The organism is Nonomuraea sp. PA05 (assembly GCF_008086045.1).
Classification (GTDB): domain Bacteria; phylum Actinomycetota; class Actinomycetes; order Streptosporangiales; family Streptosporangiaceae; genus Nonomuraea; species Nonomuraea monospora.
On the sequence record NZ_VSEY01000025.1, the window covers coordinates 43,913 to 62,147 of the forward strand.

At 68.5% G+C, this 18,235-nt stretch carries 15 protein-coding genes and 1 riboswitch; of the genes, 12 read left to right on the forward strand and 3 right to left on the reverse strand.

Features of this window, described 5'->3' with window-relative positions; all coding sequences use genetic code 11:
- Nucleotides 1-14 precede the first annotated feature (14 nt).
- From panC to FXF51_RS34605, 4 genes are all read left to right on the forward strand, one after another.
- On the forward strand, nt 15-851 hold the full coding sequence (gene panC, locus FXF51_RS34590; RefSeq protein WP_148438918.1) for a pantoate--beta-alanine ligase: 837 nt from the start codon (nt 15-17) through the stop codon (nt 849-851).
- A 20-nt stretch (nt 852-871) separates the two neighbouring features.
- A complete protein-coding gene (locus tag FXF51_RS34595; RefSeq protein ID WP_148438919.1) occupies nt 872-1,378 on the forward strand; it encodes a DUF6624 domain-containing protein in 507 nt (168 codons plus the stop codon).
- A 111-nt stretch (nt 1,379-1,489) separates the two neighbouring features.
- Nucleotides 1,490-4,015 (forward strand): L-aspartate oxidase, encoded by a 2,526-nt coding sequence (locus FXF51_RS34600; RefSeq protein ID WP_148438920.1) that lies wholly within the window; start codon nt 1,490-1,492, stop codon nt 4,013-4,015.
- A gap of 3 nt (nt 4,016-4,018) precedes the next feature.
- Nucleotides 4,019-4,801 carry a type III pantothenate kinase gene (locus FXF51_RS34605; protein WP_148438921.1) on the forward strand — a complete coding sequence of 261 codons (783 nt, stop codon included), beginning with the start codon at nt 4,019-4,021 and terminating at the stop codon, nt 4,799-4,801.
- A gap of 60 nt (nt 4,802-4,861) precedes the next feature.
- Here FXF51_RS34605 and FXF51_RS34610 read toward each other — a convergent pair whose 3' ends face one another.
- Nucleotides 4,862-5,332, reverse strand: a complete 471-nt coding sequence (locus tag FXF51_RS34610) for a hypothetical protein (RefSeq protein WP_148438922.1) — start codon at nt 5,330-5,332, stop codon at nt 4,862-4,864.
- Between the two features lie 158 nt (nt 5,333-5,490).
- On the opposite strand from FXF51_RS34610, the gene lysX reads away from it, so the two are divergent.
- Nucleotides 5,491-6,972 carry a bifunctional lysylphosphatidylglycerol synthetase/lysine--tRNA ligase LysX gene (gene lysX / locus FXF51_RS34615; protein ID WP_148438923.1) on the forward strand — a complete coding sequence of 494 codons (1,482 nt, stop codon included), beginning with the start codon at nt 5,491-5,493 and terminating at the stop codon, nt 6,970-6,972.
- A 101-nt stretch (nt 6,973-7,073) separates the two neighbouring features.
- Here lysX and FXF51_RS34620 read toward each other — a convergent pair whose 3' ends face one another.
- Entirely contained in the window at nt 7,074-8,270 is a 1,197-nt protein-coding gene (locus tag FXF51_RS34620) for a cytochrome P450 (protein ID WP_262380035.1), read from the reverse strand.
- A 184-nt stretch (nt 8,271-8,454) separates the two neighbouring features.
- Between FXF51_RS34620 and FXF51_RS34625 the strand changes: the two genes are divergently transcribed.
- On the forward strand, nt 8,455-8,667 hold the full coding sequence (locus tag FXF51_RS34625; RefSeq protein ID WP_043615366.1) for a LuxR C-terminal-related transcriptional regulator: 213 nt from the start codon (nt 8,455-8,457) through the stop codon (nt 8,665-8,667).
- A 74-nt stretch (nt 8,668-8,741) separates the two neighbouring features.
- Here FXF51_RS34625 and FXF51_RS34630 read toward each other — a convergent pair whose 3' ends face one another.
- Nucleotides 8,742-9,785, reverse strand: a complete 1,044-nt coding sequence (locus FXF51_RS34630; protein WP_262380036.1) for an NlpC/P60 family protein — start codon at nt 9,783-9,785, stop codon at nt 8,742-8,744.
- Nucleotides 9,786-9,791: 6 nt separating this feature from the next.
- Nucleotides 9,792-9,943: riboswitch (cyclic di-AMP (ydaO/yuaA leader) on the reverse strand.
- Nucleotides 9,944-10,209: 266 nt separating this feature from the next.
- Between FXF51_RS34630 and FXF51_RS34635 the strand changes: the two genes are divergently transcribed.
- The 6 genes from FXF51_RS34635 to FXF51_RS34660 all read left to right on the forward strand — a co-directional run bounded on the left by FXF51_RS34635 (nt 10,210) and on the right by FXF51_RS34660 (nt 18,225).
- Entirely contained in the window at nt 10,210-10,791 is a 582-nt protein-coding gene (locus FXF51_RS34635) for an amino-acid N-acetyltransferase (protein ID WP_148438925.1), read from the forward strand.
- An 85-nt stretch (nt 10,792-10,876) separates the two neighbouring features.
- Nucleotides 10,877-12,358 (forward strand): RDD family protein, encoded by a 1,482-nt coding sequence (locus FXF51_RS34640; RefSeq protein WP_148438926.1) that lies wholly within the window; start codon nt 10,877-10,879, stop codon nt 12,356-12,358.
- 111 nt (nt 12,359-12,469) lie between these two features.
- The gene (locus tag FXF51_RS34645; RefSeq protein ID WP_148438927.1) at nt 12,470-12,958 is read left to right on the forward strand and encodes an RDD family protein; all 489 of its coding nucleotides are present in this window, start codon (nt 12,470-12,472) and stop codon (nt 12,956-12,958) included.
- A 513-nt stretch (nt 12,959-13,471) separates the two neighbouring features.
- A complete protein-coding gene (locus FXF51_RS34650) occupies nt 13,472-13,804 on the forward strand; it encodes a histone-like nucleoid-structuring protein Lsr2 (RefSeq protein WP_148438928.1) in 333 nt (110 codons plus the stop codon).
- Between the two features lie 775 nt (nt 13,805-14,579).
- Nucleotides 14,580-15,200, forward strand: coding sequence for a Clp protease N-terminal domain-containing protein (locus FXF51_RS63895; RefSeq protein ID WP_222871592.1), 621 nt, complete (start codon nt 14,580-14,582; stop codon nt 15,198-15,200).
- Nucleotides 15,201-15,723: 523 nt separating this feature from the next.
- On the forward strand, nt 15,724-18,225 hold the full coding sequence (locus tag FXF51_RS34660; protein ID WP_148438929.1) for an ATP-dependent Clp protease ATP-binding subunit: 2,502 nt from the start codon (nt 15,724-15,726) through the stop codon (nt 18,223-18,225).
- Nucleotides 18,226-18,235: the final 10 nt, after the last annotated feature.

Consider the following 18,235-nt stretch of genomic DNA (forward strand, 5'->3'; position numbering starts at 1 on the left):
TTGGGAGGGCTGTTATGGATCTGATCGTCGCCAGGGGCCGGGAGGACCTGGTCAAGGCGCGCCGTACCGGAACGGTGGCGCTGGTGCCGACCATGGGCGCGCTCCACGAGGGCCACCGGTCGCTGATCAGGCAGGCCCGGGTCCGCGCCGATCAGGTCGTGGTCAGCATCTTCGTCAACCCCCTGCAATTCGCCCCAAACGAGGATTTTTCACGCTATCCCCGTACATTCGATGCCGATCTCGAGGTGTGCCGGGAGGAGGGCGTGGACGTCGTCTTCCACCCGGCGGCCGAGGACATGTACGCCGCCGACCGCCAGGTGAGCGTCTCCGCCGGCGAGATGGGCCGGGTCGTCGAGGGCGCCTCCAGGCCGGGGCACTTCGACGGTGTGCTCACGATCGTGCTCAAGCTGTTCAATCTGGTGCAGCCCGACCTGGCGGTGTTCGGCCAGAAGGACGCCCAGCAGCTCGCCCTGATCCGCCGCATGGTCGCCGACCTCGACCTGCCGGTCGAGATCCTGGGCGCGCCGACCGTACGCGAGCCCGACGGGCTGGCCCTGTCCAGCCGCAACCGCTACCTGTCCGACGGTGACCGCCAGGTGGCGGTGGCGCTGTCGCAAGCCCTGCGCGCGGGCGCGGCCCGGCTCACCCCGGCCGAGATCAGGCAGACCGCGCGCGCGGTGCTCGACGAGGCGGGCCCCGGGCTTGACCTCGACTATCTGGCCTTGGTCGACCCGGCCACGTTCGCTGAGGTGAGCGAGGATTATGAGGGCCTGGCCGTGCTCGCGGTGGCGGCCAAGGTGGGCAGCACGCGGCTGATCGACAACGTCACACTCACCTTGAATCCCGCCTGAGGCGGTTTACCGTCGGGAGCATGACGGATGAGGAGCTGAGGGACGAGCTGCTCCGGCGCATGGAGATGGACCAGGCCATGCGCGACCCGGCCAAGGGCGTTCCCGGCGACAAGCGGCTCGCGCGCCTGCAGCGGCTCGACGAGGGCAACACGGCCTGGCTCTACTCCGTCGTCGCGACCCGGGGCTGGCCGCTGATCTCCCAGGTGGGGGAGCGGGCGGCGCGGGCGGCCTGGCTGCTGGCGCTGCACGCGACCTCCAGGGACGTGCAGCGCCTGTTTCGCGAGGTGATGGCCGACGCGGTGGACTCCGACGAGGCCTCGGCGCGCGACTTCGCCTACCTGGAGGACCGCGTACGCGTGCGTTCCGGCCGTCCCCAGCTCTACGGCACCCAGTTCCACAACGGCGGCGACGGGCTGGAGCCCATGCCGATCGAGGATCGGGAGCTGCTGGACGAGCGCCGCAGGGCCATGGGGCTGGAGCCGTTCGCCGATTACGAGGCGTTCATCAGGAAGAGCGAAGGCGACTGAGCAACCCCGGGGCATGTTCCTCTCACTCCAGGCGTTATCGTCATATTGACGAAATAGGCACTCCAGGGGTTATCGTCATGCTGACGAGATCACCCAGTGAGGAGACCCCCAATGAGCGCACCGCTGATTCCCCTGCGGCTGACGGCGCCCGAGCCGGGCTGGACCGTCGAGGCGGACGTGGTCGTCGTGGGCTCCGGCGTCGCGGGCCTGACCGTGGCCCTGCACTACGCCGAGCTGGATCCGGCGGCCAAGATCCTGGTCGTCACCAAGGACGTGCTGTCGGCCGGCTCCACCCGCTGGGCCCAGGGCGGCATCGCGGCCGTGCTCGACCCGCGAGACACCCCTGACGAACACCTGAGCGACACACTGATCGCCGGAGTGGGCCTGTGCGACGTGCGGGCGGTGCGCACCTTGGTCACCGAGGGCCCCGGCGCGGTGCGGCGGCTCATGGCGCGCGGCGCCCGCTTCGACCGAACCCCCGAGGGGGAGCTCCAGCTCACCAGGGAAGGCGGCCACCGGCGAAGCAGGATCACGCACGCCGGCGGCGACGCCACGGGCGCCGAGGTACAGCGGGCCCTCATCGAGGCGATCAGGGCAGGCGGCATCGAGGTGATTGAGCACGCGCTCGTGCTCGACCTGCTCAAGGACGCCGGCGGCCGGGCCACCGGAGTGACGCTGCACGTCATGGGCGAGGGCGCGCGTGACGGCGTCGGCGCGGTGCGCGCCAGGGCGGTGGTGCTGGCCACCGGCGGCATGGGCCAGGTCTACGCCGCCACCACCAACCCCGCCGTATCCACCGGCGACGGCGTGGCGCTCGCCCTGCGGGCCGGGGCCGTGGTCAGGGACATCGAGTTCGTCCAGTTCCATCCGACCGTGCTGTGGCTCGGCGAGGGCTCGACCGGCCAGCAGCCGCTGATCTCGGAGGCGGTCAGGGGCGAGGGCGCCTACCTCACCGACCACGAGGGCAACCGGTTCATGGCCGACGTGCACGAGCTGGCCGACCTCGCGCCGCGCGACGTCGTCGCCAAGGCCATCCTGCGCGTCATCCGCGAGACGGGACGCGACCACGTGTACCTGGACGGCCGGCACTTCGGCCGCGACAAGTGGGAGTCCCGCTTCCCGACGATCTACGCGGTCTGCCGCGAGCACGGCATCGACCCGGTCACCCAGCCGATCCCCGTCGCGCCCGCCGCCCACTACGCCAGCGGCGGCGTCCACACGGACCTGCGCGGCCGTACTTCCATCGACGGCCTGTACGCCTGCGGCGAGGTCGCCTGCACCGGCGTGCACGGCGCGAACCGGCTGGCCTCCAACTCCCTGCTCGAAGGGCTGGTCTTCGCCGAGCGCATCGCCGAGGACATCCACGCCACCGACCCGGCGCCGGGTGAGCCGGTCGCGAGCGGGGCCGAGCCCGGCCTGGTGGACCCGAGGGTCAGGCCCAGGATCCAGGCCCACATGAGCACCGGGGCGAGCGTGCTGCGCAGCCGCGAGTCGCTGATCGCCACCGCCAGGGCGCTGCGCGACGCGCGCTGGACCCCGATCCAGGTGGCCCCCTGCACCGAGGCCTGGGAGGCCACGAACCTGCTGACCGTCGCCACCGCCCTCACCGGCGCGGCGGCGGCCCGGCTGGAGACGCGCGGTTCACACTGGCGCGAGGATTACGAGAGCCGCGACGACAACGAATGGCTGGGGCACCTGGACGTGACCCTGACAGAGGAGGGCCTGCGCATGACGTACACGCCGCACGGCGACACGATGCCGGCGCGCCTGGCGCACGAGCTGACCGCCGCCGGGCTGGACCCGGCCGAGGTGGACGCGCTGATCGACCGGGCGCTCGCCGAGGACCTCCAGGAGGCGGGCGACGTCACCAGCCTGGCCACCATCCCCGCCGGCCAGCGCTCGGTGGCCGACGTGGTGGCCCGCAAGGACGGCGTCGTGGCCGGGCTGGCGGTGGCCGAGGCGGTGTTCGTGCGGCTGGGCGCGGCCAGGGCCGAGCGCGTGTCCAAGGACGGCGAGCAGGTCAGGGCCGGTGACGTGCTGATGACCGTCGAAGGGCCGGTTCGCGGGCTGCTGACGGCCGAGCGCACCGCGCTCAACCTGCTCACGCACCTGTCCGGGGTGGCCACGCTGACCGGCCGGTGGGTCGAGGCGATCAGCGGCACCACCGCGCGCGTGCGCGACAGCCGCAAGACGCTGCCCGGCCTGCGCGCCCTGGAGAAGTACGCCGTGCGCTGCGGCGGCGGCGTCAACCACCGCATGTCGCTGTCGGACGCCGCGCTCATCAAGGACAACCACGTGGTGGCCGCCGGTGGCGTGGCCGAGGCGTTCAGGGCGGTCAGGGAGCGCTACCCGGATCTGCCGATCGAGGTGGAGATCGATCGGCTCGACCAGCTCGACCCCGTTCTGGAGGAGGGCGCCGAGCTGATCCTGCTGGACAACTTCACGGTCGAGGACACAGCTCGCGCTGTACACGTCGTGAAAAATCGGGCGAAAAACAGGGTTGCTCTTGAGGCGAGCGGGGGATTGACCTTGGAATCGGCCCGTGATGTGGCGGAAACTGGCGTTGACTACCTTGCGGTGGGAGCGCTAACGCACTCAGCGCCGGCCCTTGACATCGCACTGGATCTGCGGGGGTAATTGATGCTGCTCACGATCGACGTCGGCAATACGCACACAGTGCTGGGGCTGTTCGAGGGCGAGGACGTCATCGAGCATTGGAGGCTCGCCACCGACGCCCGCCGCACCGCCGACGAGATCGCAGTCGTCCTGCAAGGCTTGCTGGCCCAGTCGCCGCTGCTGAAGGGGGCCGACGTGGACGGCATCGCCATCTGCTCAACCGTGCCCAGTGTGCTGAACGAGATGCGTGAGATGTGCCGCCGCTACTACGGCGACGTGACCGCGGTGATCGTGGAGCCGGGCATCCGCACCGGGGTGCCCGTGCGCATGGACAACCCCAAGGAGGTCGGCAGCGACCGCATCGTGAACGCGCTGGCCGCCATCGACCAGTACGGCGGCCCCTGCGTCATCGTCGACTTCGGCACCGCCACCTCCTTCGACGCGGTCTCGGCCAAGGGCGAGTACGTCGGCGCCGTCACCGCCCCCGGCATCGAGATCTCCGTCGACGCGCTGGCCGCCGCCGGCGCGCAACTGCACAAGGTCGAGCTGGTCAGGCCGCGCTCGGTGATCGCCAAGAACACCGTCGAGGCGCTCCAGGCCGGCATCATCTACGGCTTCGCCGGCCAGGTGGACGGCATCGTCGAACGCATGGCCGCCGAGCTGGCCGACGACCCCGACGAGGTCACCGTGGTGGCCACCGGCGGCCACGCGGCTTTGGTGGTGGGCGAGTCGCGCTCGATCGACGTGCACGAGCCCTGGCTCACGCTCATCGGGCTCCGGCTGATCTACCACCGCAACACCGCGTGAAAAAGCGGGCGGCCCCCTTCAGGGGACCGCCCGCCATCACGTACCTCTCCCGCCCTCGCCTTACTCGCTCTCGGCGGTGTAGAGGTACTCCCAGGGGCCACACTTCTTCGGGTAGCCGCCGTTGGGGCCGATCTGGCACACCTTCACCCGCAGGCTGTAGACGTCGTGCTCCTCGAAGCCGAACTTCTTGTAGCCGGGGTAACCGCAGTACTTCTTGGCGTAGACGGGAGACCAGTCGTAGTCGAAGTCGCTGGCCTCGAACTGGACGTACGCGCACTTGCCGCCCTCTTCGTAGGTGCGCGCGTCCCGGTCCCACAGCTTGCCCCTGACCGTGACCTCGTTCGACTCGCCGTGGTGGTCCCAGTCGACGCCGATCCAGCCCTGGGCCCTGGCCAGGTCGTGCTTGGCGGTGACGGGGCCCCAGTAGTCGGAGTAGTCGTACGAGCCGGCCTGGGCCGAGGCCGGCAGCGACAGGGCGACGGCGGTGGTGGCGGCGACAGCGGCGAGGCCGGTCGCGATCTTCTTGAACATCTTTCTCTCCTCGAGCTCCCTTTGGACCGGTTCCCTACCGGCTCCCCCCCGAGCTCGTAAGAAAGTTGTAAATCGGGGCTCTTGCAGCGTTCCTTCAGCCACCCTTCAGGGGGCCGACGAGCCCTTGCAGTTCGCCATATCCCCTACCCTTTGTTGTTGTGAGCGACGAACTTCCCGAGCAGATGCGCATCCGGAGGGAGAAGCTCGACCGCCTTCGCAGCGAAGGCGTCGACCCTTACCCGGTGAATTTCCCACGCACGGCGACCAACGCCGAGGTCAGGGAGAAATACCAGGGCCTGGAGCCCGACACCGCGACCGGCGACCAGGTCGGCGTGGTCGGGCGCGTCATGCTCAACCGCGTGGGCGGCAAGCTCTGCTTCGCCACCATCCGCGACGGCGGCGCCGATCTGCAGGTGATGATCTCGCTCGACAAGGTCGGCGAGGACTCGCTGGCCCGCTGGAAGCGCGACGTCGACCTCGGCGACCACATCGGCGTGACCGGCGAGGTGATCACCTCCCGCCGCGGCGAGCTGTCCATCCTCGCCGAGAGCTGGCAGATCACCGCCAAGTGCCTGCGCCCGCTGCCGGAGAAGCACATCGGGCTCACCGACCCGGAGGCGCGGGTCCGCCAGCGCTACGTCGACCTCATCGTCAACGACGACGCCAGGAAGATGGCCCGCGTGCGCAGCGCCGCGGTCCGCGCGGTGCGCGACTTCTGGCACGAGGAGGGCTACCTCGAGGTCGAGACGCCGATGCTGCAGCCGATCCACGGCGGCGCGGCGGCCCGGCCGTTCAAGACCCACATCAACGCCTACGACATGGAGCTCTACCTTCGCATCGCGATCGAGCTCTACCTCAAGCGGCTCGTGGTGGGCGGCATCGAGAAGGTCTTCGAGATCAGCAGGACCTTCCGCAACGAGGGCGCGGACTCCACGCACAACCCGGAGTTCACCATGGTGGAGGCCTACGGGACCTACCTCGACTACCACGACATGGCCGACCTGACGCAGCGGATGATCCAGCGAGCCGCCCTGGCCTCGCTGGACACCACGGTGGTCGTGCACGAGGGCGCCGAGGTCGACCTCGGCGGCGTCCAGTGGCCGCGCGTCCCGCTGCACCACCTGGTCTCCGAGGCGGTGGGCGAGGAGATCACCACCGCCACCAGCCTGGAGGAGCTGCGCAAGATCGCCGACCGGCGGGAGATCCACTGGGACGCCAAGTGGGGCGCGGGCAAGCTCGTGCAGGAGCTGTTCGAGGAGCTGGTGGAGCACACGCTGATCCAGCCCACGTTCGTCATGGACTACCCGGTGGAGACCTCGCCGCTGGCCCGCGTGCACCGCGACGACCCGCTGCTGACCGAGAAGTGGGACCTCATCGGGTTCGGCACCGAGCTGGGCACCGCCTTCTCCGAGCTGAACGACCCGATCGACCAGCGCCGCCGCCTGGTCGAGCAGTCCATGCTGGCCGCCGGGGGCGACCCGGAGGCCATGCAGCTCGACGAGGACTTCTTGCAGGCGCTGGAGTACGCCATGCCGCCCACCGGGGGCATGGGGGCGGGGATCGACCGGCTGATCATGGCGTTCACCGGTAAGAACATCCGCGAGACCATCCTGTTCCCGCTGGTCAAGCCCACTCAGTAAACGCCGGTAAACGTCCGCGCGCCCGCCTGCGGCCAGGCGGGGTGCGCGGACGCCGCCTTCTCCAGTAGGTACGCGCGCCGTCACCCGCCCAGGTGGGTGACCTACCTCTTCACCCGTACGGGCAGCGCGGCCAGCCCGCGCAGCACCAGGTTCTCCTTGTACGGCGGCTCCGGATCGCCCAGCTCCAGCCCGGGCGCCGCCGAGGCGAGCGCCGACAGCGCGATCTCGCCCTCCATCCGCGCCAGCGTGGCCCCGAGGCAGAAGTGGATGCCGAGCCCGAAGGCGAGATGCCGCTCCGGCGAGCGGGTCACGTCGAAGCGGTCGGGATCGGGAAAGACGGCCGGGTCGCGATTGGCCGCGCCTATCACGGCCATCACCGGGGTGCCCGCGGGCACCGGCGTGCCGCCCAGCGTCACGTCCTCCAGGGCGACCCGCGAGGTGAGCTGGACCGGCGGGTCGTACCGGAGCACCTCCTCCACCACCTGGCCCGGCCGCTCGGCCGCGTGCGGCAGCAGGCCGTGCCGGATCAGGGCCAGGACGCCGTTGGCGATGAGGTTCACGGTGGTCTCGTGGCCGGCCACGAGCAGCAGCACGCAGGTCGCCAGCAACTCGGCCTCGGTGAGCTCCCGCACGCGCGTCAGGGCGCTCAGGAGGTCGTCGCCCGGCCGCTCCCGCCTGATCGCGGCGAGCTCGCGGAAGTAGTCGCCGAACTCCCTTCTGGCCCGGCCGGTTTCCGATAAGAGGTCTTCTGTAAGCATCGGGTCAAGGCCGCGGGCCAGCTTCTCGCTCCAGCCGCGAAAGCGTTCGTGATCCTCCTGAGGCACCCCGAGCATCTCGCTGATCACCATCACCGGCAGCGGGTAGGCCAGCCCGGACACGAGGTCGGCCTCCTCGGGCAGCTCGCGGATCAGCGACGACGTGATCGCCTCGACGCGCGGGCGCAGCCGTTCGATCATGCGCGGGGTGAACGCCCTGCTCACCAGGGCGCGCAGCCTGGTGTGGTCGGGCGGGTCCAGCCACAGGAACGAGGGCGCGGGCTGACCTGGCTCTCCGCCGGTCGGCCTGCCGGAGCCGCGGCCGAAGCGCGGGTCGCGCAGCAGGGTCGAGCAGAGCTCGTGCGTGGTGGCGACGAGCAGGCCCGCACGCGTACGGAAGAGGGGGCCGCGCGCGCTCAGCTCGCGGTAGCGGGCATAAGGATCACGCAGAAATTCGCGATCGAACGGATCAAAACCCAGGATGTCAACGGGGTCGGAAACCGCGGGTTCCGGAGCGCCGGAAGGCTCCATGAGGTCGCTCATCGCGGGCTGATCGGTGCTGACATATCGCGAGTAGGTCACATATATCGGATCATGTCAATAGTGCTCGTCAAGAGCAGAGATTGTCATGCTTGACGACCTTTCCACGATGCGTTTACCGTCTGCGAGGAGCGACTTTGGCCCGGTCCCGAGGCCACTGTTCAGCTGTTGGGGGGGAGGGCTCCCGATGGATGTGCTCACTGAGGGCGTTGAGCTGAGCCATGCGGATCTTGCGCTGCTGGCGGAGCTGGCCAAGGGAGTCACGGTAGACCGGGTGGGCAGACGTCTGGATATCAGCGGGCGGACGGTACGCAGGAGGTTACGCGGCATCTGCGACCGCATCGGTGTCGCCACGGCGATCGAAGCCGTGGCCTGGGCGGCCCGCCGCCAGTTGATCTAGCGGCGGGGCGGCACGGAGAGGGGCACGGCCAGGTCGAACGGGCGACGCGCACCGCACCGGCGGCGGCCGGCAGGTCAGTCGGCGATGCGGACCGCGCCCGCGAACGGCCTGTTGGCGAGCGAGGCGATCCGCACCACGTCTCCGGTCTGCGGCGCGTGCACCATCATGCCGCCGCCGAGGTAGATGCCGACGTGGTGCAGGTCGTTGTAGAAGAACACCAGGTCGCCTGGCCGCATCTCCTCGCGTGAGATGTGCCTGCCCGCGGTCCACTGGCTGCCGGTGTAGTGCGGCAGGGAGATGCCGACCTTCTGGTAGGCCGCCATGACCAGGCCGGAGCAGTCGTAGGAGTTGGGGCCTTCCGCGCCCCAGACGTACGGCTTGAGCTGCTGCGTGAGCGCCCAGCGGGCGGCCTGCGCGGCCTTGCCGCCGCCGACGATCGGCAGGTTGACGCGCTGCGCCCGGGTGCCGGGCCGGCCGGCCTCGCCCAGGGCCCGCCTGAACAGGTTGCTCTCGACCTTGGTGACCAGCTTGGTGATCTTGTCGCGCTTGCCGTCGAGGTCGGAGACGATCTCCTGGACCTCGTCGATGCGGGCCTTGGCGCCCGCCCTGGCACGCTCGGCGGCCTCCCTGGCCGCGGTGACCTGGTTGACCTCCGCGCCCTGCTGCTGCTCCAGCACGTCCATGGTGGCGGCGCGGTCGAGGAAAGTGTCGGGGTCGCCGGAGGTGGCGAACGCCAGCATGCGGTTCATCCCGCCGGTCATGTACGCGTTCTGCGCCAGCAGCGCGGCCTTGGCGCGCTTGGCCTCCAGATCGGCCTCACTGGTCGAGAGCGTCTTCTGCGCCGCGTCGGCGGCCTTCTTGGCGGTCTTGAGCTTCTCGCGCTGGCCGTTGTACTCCTCGGTCAGCGTCTCGATCTCGTTGTGCATCTTCTCGACCTGCTTGGCCAGGTCCTGGAGCGAGGGCTCAGGGTCGGCGGAGGCGGGGCCGACGGGAATGGCTATCAGGAGGGCGGCGAGTGTGAGACTCACCACACCGCCCAGGCGGCGTGATCGCCCGAGTCGTTCCTGAGGACGGGCGTGCCTGCCCGCCACCTTCTCCCCGCCGTTGCGCGTGCGCACCAACCATGCTCCCTTCCTCGACGCCGACCGGGTTAGCTGACGGGTTCGGGCCGGAGCAGCCCTACCGAACCGACTCGGATTCACCCCGGGTGGCGGCGATGGGGGTCGCCGCCGCTGGTTCCCCGGCTCCCCTCGCGGGGATTGGGCGTGCCCCGCGCGCGCGACACGCGGGGAACATCGTCGCTGGACACTAATGCACTCCGAGTTCGTGCTCAACCGGAACTGCCGAGTTCATAGAGGTTTCACAACCGAAGGGTCACAAGGTGATCTCGTGCCTGGCTGGGCAGAACGGGCTTTATGTCACCTTCGTTGTGGCTTCTGCCGGATGCGGGATGCGTGCTCATATGGCAACCCGATGTAACAGGATGGGGCGAGACATGGGAGTTAAGTCTGAGCCGTAATGACATCTGTACTCTGGAGAGCCATGGAGCAGGTGGCCGAACTGAGAACGTCCGAGACCGGGCCCGAGACCGCGGTGGTGGTCCGGCGTGCCCGCACGCCCGACGTGCGGACGGTCAGGCGTCTGGTCGACACCTACGCGGGCGCGGGCCCGCGGCTCCTGGAGAAGGCCACCGTGACCTTGTACGAGGACGTGCAGGAGTTCTGGGTGGCCGAGCTGGGCGGGCAGGTTGTCGGCTGTGGCGCGCTCCACGTGTTGTGGGAGGACCTCGCGGAGGTCCGCACCGTGGCCGTGGATCCCGCGTGCCGCGGCATGGGCGTCGGCCATCGGATCGTCTCGGCGCTGATACAGCACGCGAAGGATCTGGGTCTGCGACGTGTATTCTGTCTGACTTTTGAGGTCGACTTCTTCGCGAGGCACGGCTTTCGCCCGATTCAGGGCACGCCGGTCTCACCAGAGGTGTACGCCGAACTCCTGGCCTCGTACGACGAGGGCGTGGCGGAGTTCCTCGACCTGGAACACGTCAAACCGAACACCCTGGGCAACACCCGCATGCTGCTCCATCTGACATCGGGTGACGCGGACCTTGACCAGATGGAAAGGTGATTGTTGATTCCTATGTCGATACGTTGGGCAGCACAGGCATGTGTCCTGACACGTGCCACATGCGCACTCGAAGCGAGGTGACACGGTGAGCACCGGACAGCCGCCGTATCCACAGGACGAATCCGGCGAGAATCCCCCTTACGGGCAGCAGAACGCGGGCCGCCACCCCGGCGAGCCCGACCCGGACGTGACTGTGGTCGGCTACCGGGCGGACGACGCCTACGGCCAGCAGCCCCAGTATGGCCAGCAGCAGGGCCAGCACGGTCAGCAGCAGGGCTACGGCCAGCAACCCCAGTACGGCCAGCAGCAGGGCTACGGCCAGCAGGGCTACGACCAGCAGCAGGGCCAGTACGGCCAGCAGCAGGGTTACGGGCAGCAGCAGCAGTCCCAGCCCGGCTACGGCCAGCAGGCTCAGCACGGCCAGCAGCAGGGTTATGGGCAGCAACAGCAGCAGGGCTACGGGCAGCAGCAGCAGTCCCAGCCCGGCTACGGCCAGCAGTACGGCGACCAGCAGGGCTACGGGCAGCAGCACGGCTACGGCCAGCAGGCTCCCTCAGGCCAGCAGTACGGCCAGCAGCCCCAGTCGCAGCCCGACTACGGCCAGCAGGGCCAGTACGGCCAGCAGCCGCAGTCCCAGCCGGACTACGGCCAGCAGTACGGGCAGCAACAGCAGTCGCAGCCCGACTACGGTCAGCAGTACGGGCAGCAGCAGCAGCAGTCGCAGCCCGGCTACGGCCAGCAGGAATACGGCCAGCAGCAGGGCCAGTACGGCCAGCAGCAGCAGTCCCAGCCGGACTACGGCCAGCAGGGCCAGTACGGCCAGCAGCAGGGCTACGGCCAGCAGGGCTACGAGCAGCAGCAGGGCCAGTACGGCCAGCAGCAGCAGTCCCAGCCCGGCTACGCCCAGCCCGGTTACGGCCAGCAGGGCTACGACCAGCAGTACGGTCAGCAGGGCTACGGCCAGCAGCCGCAGCAGTACGGGCAGGGCGGCTACGGCCAGCAGCCCGGTTACGGGCAGGCCTACGGCCAGCCGGTCGGCGTGCAGCCCCCCGGGGCGCCGGCGCCGCTCGCGGAGTGGTGGCAGCGCCTGGTGGCGAGGATCATCGACTTCGTCATCCTGTTCATCGTCAACATCGTCGTCGGCGTGATCTTCGGCCTGTTCGCGGTCGCCAGCTACTCCACGCTGGACGGAAGCAGCAGCGGATTCCTGTCACTGACGCTGGTGACGGTCCTCTCGGGGATCATCGTGACGGCGCTCTGGGTGGCCTTCGACTTCTTCCTGCTGAAGGCCAAGGGCCAGACCGTCGGCAAGATGGTCATGGGCATCAAGGTCGTCCAGGTGGGTCAGGCGATGCACCCCGGCGGGCTGCCCTCCGACGCGGCGCTCAAGCGCGCCGGCGTCACCTGGGGCGGCTGGATCTTCAACGCCATCCCGTTCACCTTCATCCCCAGCCTGCTGGCCTGGGCGTTGGTGGCACTGAACGGCGCCTCCCACCTCTGGGACAAGCCGCTGCAGCAGACGTTCGCGGACAAGTTCGCGGGCACCGTGGTGGTCAAGATCAAGTAACCTTCCGCGGACGCGACATAGGGGCCGGCCTCGCCGGCCCCTATGTTTTGTGTGCGGACCTGTACCAGAATTAGTTAGCGACCCGAGCCCCGACGACACGAGGTGGCAGTTATGGCCGGGACGGCCCCGCGGCTGGACACGCTCCCCGCCGAATGGTGGGAACGACTCGGCGCCCGGCTGATTGAAGCGCTCGTCTTCGGGGTCTTCTATTACATTCTGTTCATCGCGCTGTGGGGCTTCTTCCGGACTGTCGGGATGGCCGAGGTCTTCGGCGGGCGGCTGCCGGGAGTCTTCGCGTGGCTGCTTGCCGGGCTGGCATATGCGGGCTACGACTGGTGGGCGCATTCCCGGCGCGGGCGGACGTTCGGTAAGGCGATCATGAAGATTCGGCTGGCGCCGGACGGCCTGCCGCGTCGCGATCTGCTCAAGCGGACCCTGGTCTATCCCGCTCCGGTGATGCTCATGGGCATTCCGGTCGTCAATCTGCTGGCCGGAATGCTGCTGTTCGGGGTGGGGTTGCTCATCCTCATCGACAAGCCGCTGGAGCGGGGCCCGCACGACAGGGCAGCGGGAACGCGGGTGGTAAAAGATCTTCGCTGAGCTGCCCGTACCTGGGGCTACGCCTTTTCGCCAAATTTTCGGTTGATCCGGTAAGGAGCCTGGAGAGACTGGCATTAGGCTATGGGGCGTCCGGGTTGCCGGATGTTGGCGCCCCTGCGACGCGCAGGGCATCTGTGTGGCGCTATGGTCGGGTACGGGTGGTTGTCGCCCTGGGCGTCATGAGGGACCGGGATCCCCGTGGTCACGCTCCCAGCGCTTTTTGCGCCCCCGAAACCCCGCAAGCCGTGGAGGCGAGGACGAATGGAAGCCCTAACAGACGTATTGTCAGCGCTCATCCCCCCGGTGGTGGTGGGCGGCGCCTTCATCTTTGGCGTAGTGAAGTTGGTCCGATCCGAGGCCCTGGGGGGCCGGCGAAACCGCGAGGATCAGCCCGAGCGCCAGAACTGATCGGCTAGTCAGCCGAATCCCCGTAGCGTTGAATTGTCTCCACGCCTTTCCGGGTATATGTTTGGGCAGGCGAATGAAACAATGCTCCGCGAAAGGATTGCGTACATGGCCAAGCAGATCCAGGAGATTCTCATCGATGACCTCGATGGGGGCGAGGCCAATGAGACGGTCAGCTTCGCTATTGACGGCTCCACCTATGAGATTGACCTCAGCGACCTTAACGCGAAGAAGCTGAGGGACGCTCTGACGCCTTTCGTGCAGCATGCGCGCAGGGCGGGCGCCGTACCCACGCGCCGGCGTGGCCGGGGCGGCAACCGTGCGATGAGCCGCGAGAAGAGCTCCGAGATCCGGCAGTGGGCCAAGGCTCACGGCCTGCCGGTCAGCGAGCGCGGCCGCATCGCCTCCACCGTCGTGGAGAAGTACGAAGCCGCTCACTAAAGGGCCGGCTCTCGACCATGCGCTTATGATGCTCGCCTCGGACCCCGGCGACCGCCATAAGCGCATGATCGTTTCTTCGGCGTCCCAGAATGCGGGACGTTCCGGAAGATGATCTCCTGAGCGCCCATATGTGGGCGTTTTGGACGCACGCGTTCCCTGCCCCGTCCACGGCGCCGTTTCACCGGCGGGTCGCCGGCTTATGTGATGGCGGCGGGCGCGAATGCCGTGTGGGGCGGCCATGCCTCATTCAACGTACGCTCGCGCGTACGAACCGGGCGTCGGCCGCCCGCATTGGCTCGTGCGGCGGGCATTGAGGTCCCGCGCGGAGGTTGTCACCCGTCGCACCGAGCAGATGCCGCGCCCATGGAACGGGCCATACGAAAATTTCCGTGGAGCTCTTCACTCGCTGTAACGCTTAAGCCGGGCTCTGGCCGGCCCGGCGGTCGCGGAAAACCTCATCGCCTCCGGCTCCCCGATTACCCGCTCACCGCATGCGGGGAGCCGGGCATAACCGGCAAGTAGCCCGTATCCCTCGCACAATGCCGGTTCCAGCGCACAATGCCGTCGTCCTTGAGAGGCTATGCCGCCGACCGGTCCGGTAACCCGGCTGACCGGATGGGGCGCGGGATTACTGATTACCGTCTGTACGGGATGCGCGAGCCGGCGCCGCAGGTGATCCGGTGCCGCCAAGATCGCGAATTGTCGTCCGCTCGCCTGGATGCGGAAGGATGGGTGCATTGTCCGGCCCTGCCGACTGCTAGTGAGGAGCGGCGAGTTGTTCGAGAAGTTCACCGACCGGGCGCGGCGGGTGGTCGTCCTGTCTCAGGAAGAGGCCAGGACACTCGGCCATCCCCAGATCGGGACCGAGCACCTCCTGCTCGGGCTGGTTCGCGAGGGTGAGGCCGTGGCCGCTCAGGTTCTGGCGGGCTTCGGCGTCGGGCTCGACGGGGCGCGCCGTCAGGTCTTGGAGATCGTCCGGCCGGGGGCGCAGGCGCCGTCGGGGCATCTGCCGTTCTCTCCGGGGGCGCAGCAGGCGATGCAGCGGGCCAACCGCGAATCGCTGGAGCGGGGGCTGGACTACATCGGGACCGAGCACCTGCTGCTGGGGCTCGTGCGCGAGAGCACGGGAACTCAGGTCCAGGCCGGGAACGCCGGGGCCCACGCGGGGACGCCGGGTGCCGGGGTTCACGCCGGGATGCCGGGCGCGGGGGCTCACGCCGGGGTGCCGGGAACCGCGCCCGGGGTGCCGGGAACCGCGCCCGGGGTGCCGGGAACCGCGCCTGAGGCTGGAGGGGCCGCTGTGCAGGCTCTGGTCAGGCTCGGGGCCGACCCGCTGAAGGTCGCGCAGGCCGTGGACGAGCTCGTCGCCCGGTATCAGGCCGCCCGCTCGCAGTAACCGTGGCCCGCGGCTCGCAGCAACCGTGGCCCGCGGCTCCCAGTAGCCGCGGCCGCGATCCCCGGGATACCGCTTTCGCATGGCGCTTGTGGCGATGTGCGGTGTGTGCCGTGTTGTGCTCAGGGCGTAGCGTGCTCGCTTGGCCTTGGTCCGGCCCGCGACATAAGATGATGACGTAATAGATACGGACGCGGCATCTCAGATGCAGGGGCGAAAGTGGCGTCCCCGCGCCGGCTCCGCGCCAGGCGTCCGGAGGACGATCCGTGTGGGTCCGCGTGCGTCGCGGGGGGCAATTACAGCCGCTTCCGTGAAGCGTCCTAAACATCGTTCGCTTGCGGCGTATCGGGAACACGTCACCCCCGAACAGTAGTTGGATGGAGGGTGAACGCCCTGCTCTCGGGGAACGTCTCTGTTATAGAGCGTGTCAGCGGCAGTGGGCACGGTTCGCCGAGCCAGGGCTAGCATGCGGGAGGACGGGACCGGATTTACCGGCCTGACTGACCGCTCTGTGAGGAGCGACGAGATGTTCGAGAGGTTCACCGACCGAGCGAGGCGTGTTGTCGTCTTGGCCCAAGAAGAGGCCAGGATGCTCAACCACAACTACATCGGCACTGAGCACATTCTTCTTGGCTTGATCCACGAAGGTGAGGGCGTGGCCGCCAAGGCTCTGGAGAGCCTCGGCATCAGCCTTGAGGGTGTGCGCCAGCAGGTCGAGGAGATCATCGGCCAGGGCCAGTCGGCTCCGTCGGGGCACATTCCGTTCACCCCGCGGGCCAAGAAGGTCCTCGAGCTGTCGCTCCGTGAGGCTTTGCAGCTGGGTCACAACTACATCGGCACCGAGCACATCCTGCTCGGGCTCATCCGTGAGGGTGAGGGTGTGGCGGCCCAGGTGCTGGTCAAGCTTGGAGCTGATCTCAACCGTGTCCGGCAGCAGGTCATCCAGTTGCTCCACGGTTACCAGGGCAAGGAGCCGGCCGCGGCGGGCGGTCCGCAGGAGTCGGCCCCGTCGACCTCCCTGGTGCTCGACCAGTTCGGCCGCAACCTGACCCAGGCCGCCCGCGAGGGCAAGCTGGATCCGGTCATCGGCCGTGAGAAGGAGATCGAGCGGGTGATGCAGGTCCTGTCCCGCAGGACCAAGAACAACCCCGTTCTCATCGGCGAGCCCGGCGTCGGCAAGACCGCCGTCGTCGAGGGCCTGTCGCAGAAGATCGTCAGGGGCGAGGTGCCCGAGACGCTGAAGGACAAGCAGCTCTACACGCTTGACCTCGGCGCCCTGGTCGCCGGCTCCCGCTACCGCGGTGACTTCGAGGAGCGCCTGAAGAAGGTGCTGAAGGAGATCCGCACGCGCGGCGACATCATCCTGTTCATCGACGAGCTGCACACGCTCGTGGGTGCGGGCGCCGCCGAGGGCGCGATCGACGCCGCCAGCATCCTCAAGCCAATGCTGGCCCGCGGCGAGCTGCAGACGATCGGCGCGACCACGCTCGACGAGTACCGCAAGTACCTGGAGAAGGACGCGGCGCTCGAGCGGCGCTTCCAGCCGATCCAGGTGGCCGAGCCCTCACTCAGCCACACGATCGAGATCCTCAAGGGTCTGCGCGACCGCTACGAGGCGCACCACCGCGTGTCGATCACCGACGACGCGCTGGTCGCCGCCGCGCAGCTGGCCGACCGCTACATCAGCGACCGCTACCTGCCCGACAAGGCGATCGACCTCATCGACGAGGCCGGCTCCCGGATGCGCATCCGCAGGATGACCGCTCCGCCGGACCTGCGCGAGTACGACGAGAAGATCGCCAACGTCCGTCGCGACAAGGAGTCCGCGATCGACGCGCAGGACTTCGAGAAGGCGGCTGCCCTCCGCGACCAGGAGAAGCAGCTCCAGCTCAAGCGCGAGCGGCGGGAGAAGGAGTGGAAGGCCGGCGACATGGACGTCGTGGCCGAGGTCACTCAGGAGCTCATCGCCGAGGTCCTGGCGACCGCCACTGGCATCCCGGTCTTCAAGCTGACCGAGGAGGAGTCGCAGCGCCTGCTCCGCATGGAGGACGAGCTCCACAAGCGGATCATCGGCCAGGACGACGCCATCAAGGGCCTGTCGCGCTCCATCCGGCGTACCCGCGCCGGTCTGAAGGACCCGCGCCGTCCCGGTGGCTCGTTCATCTTCGCCGGCCCCTCCGGTGTCGGTAAGACCGAGCTGTCCAAGGCTCTGGCGGAGTTCCTCTTCGGCGACGAAGACGCTCTGATCAGCCTGGACATGTCGGAGTTCATGGAGAAGCACACCGTCTCCAGGCTGTTCGGCTCGCCTCCCGGCTACGTCGGCTACGAGGAGGGCGGCCAGCTCACCGAGAAGGTGCGGCGCAAGCCGTTCTCCGTGGTCCTGTTCGACGAGATCGAGAAGGCCCACCCCGACATCTTCAACTCGCTGCTGCAGATCCTGGAGGACGGTCGCCTGACCGACGCCCAGGGCCGCGTGGTCGACTTCAAGAACACGGTCATCATCATGACCACCAACCTCGGCACCCGCGACATCTCCAAGGGCATCGGGGTCGGGTTCGCGAAGTCCAACGACGCCGACTCCAACTACGACCGGATGAAGTCCAAGGTGCAGGAGGAGCTCAAGCAGCACTTCCGGCCCGAGTTCCTCAACCGTGTCGACGACATCGTGGTCTTCCACCAGCTCACGCCGAACGAGATCATCAAGATCGTGGATCTGATGCTCGCCCAGGTGGACGCCAGGCTGAAGGACCGCGACATGGGGCTCGACGTCTCGCCCGAGGCCAAGCAGCTCCTGGCCGACCGCGGCTACGACCCCGTCATGGGCGCCCGGCCGCTGCGCCGTACGATCCAGCGCGAGCTGGAGGACTCTCTGTCGGAGAAGATCCTGTACGGCGAGCTCCGGCCCGGCCAGGTCGTGAAGGTGACGATCGAGGGCGAGGGCGACAACGCCAAGTTCATCTTCAAGGGCGAGTCCGCCTCGAAGATCCCGGACTCGGCCGCCGCGATCGCCGCTCCGATCCAGAACTGACCCTGGGTCC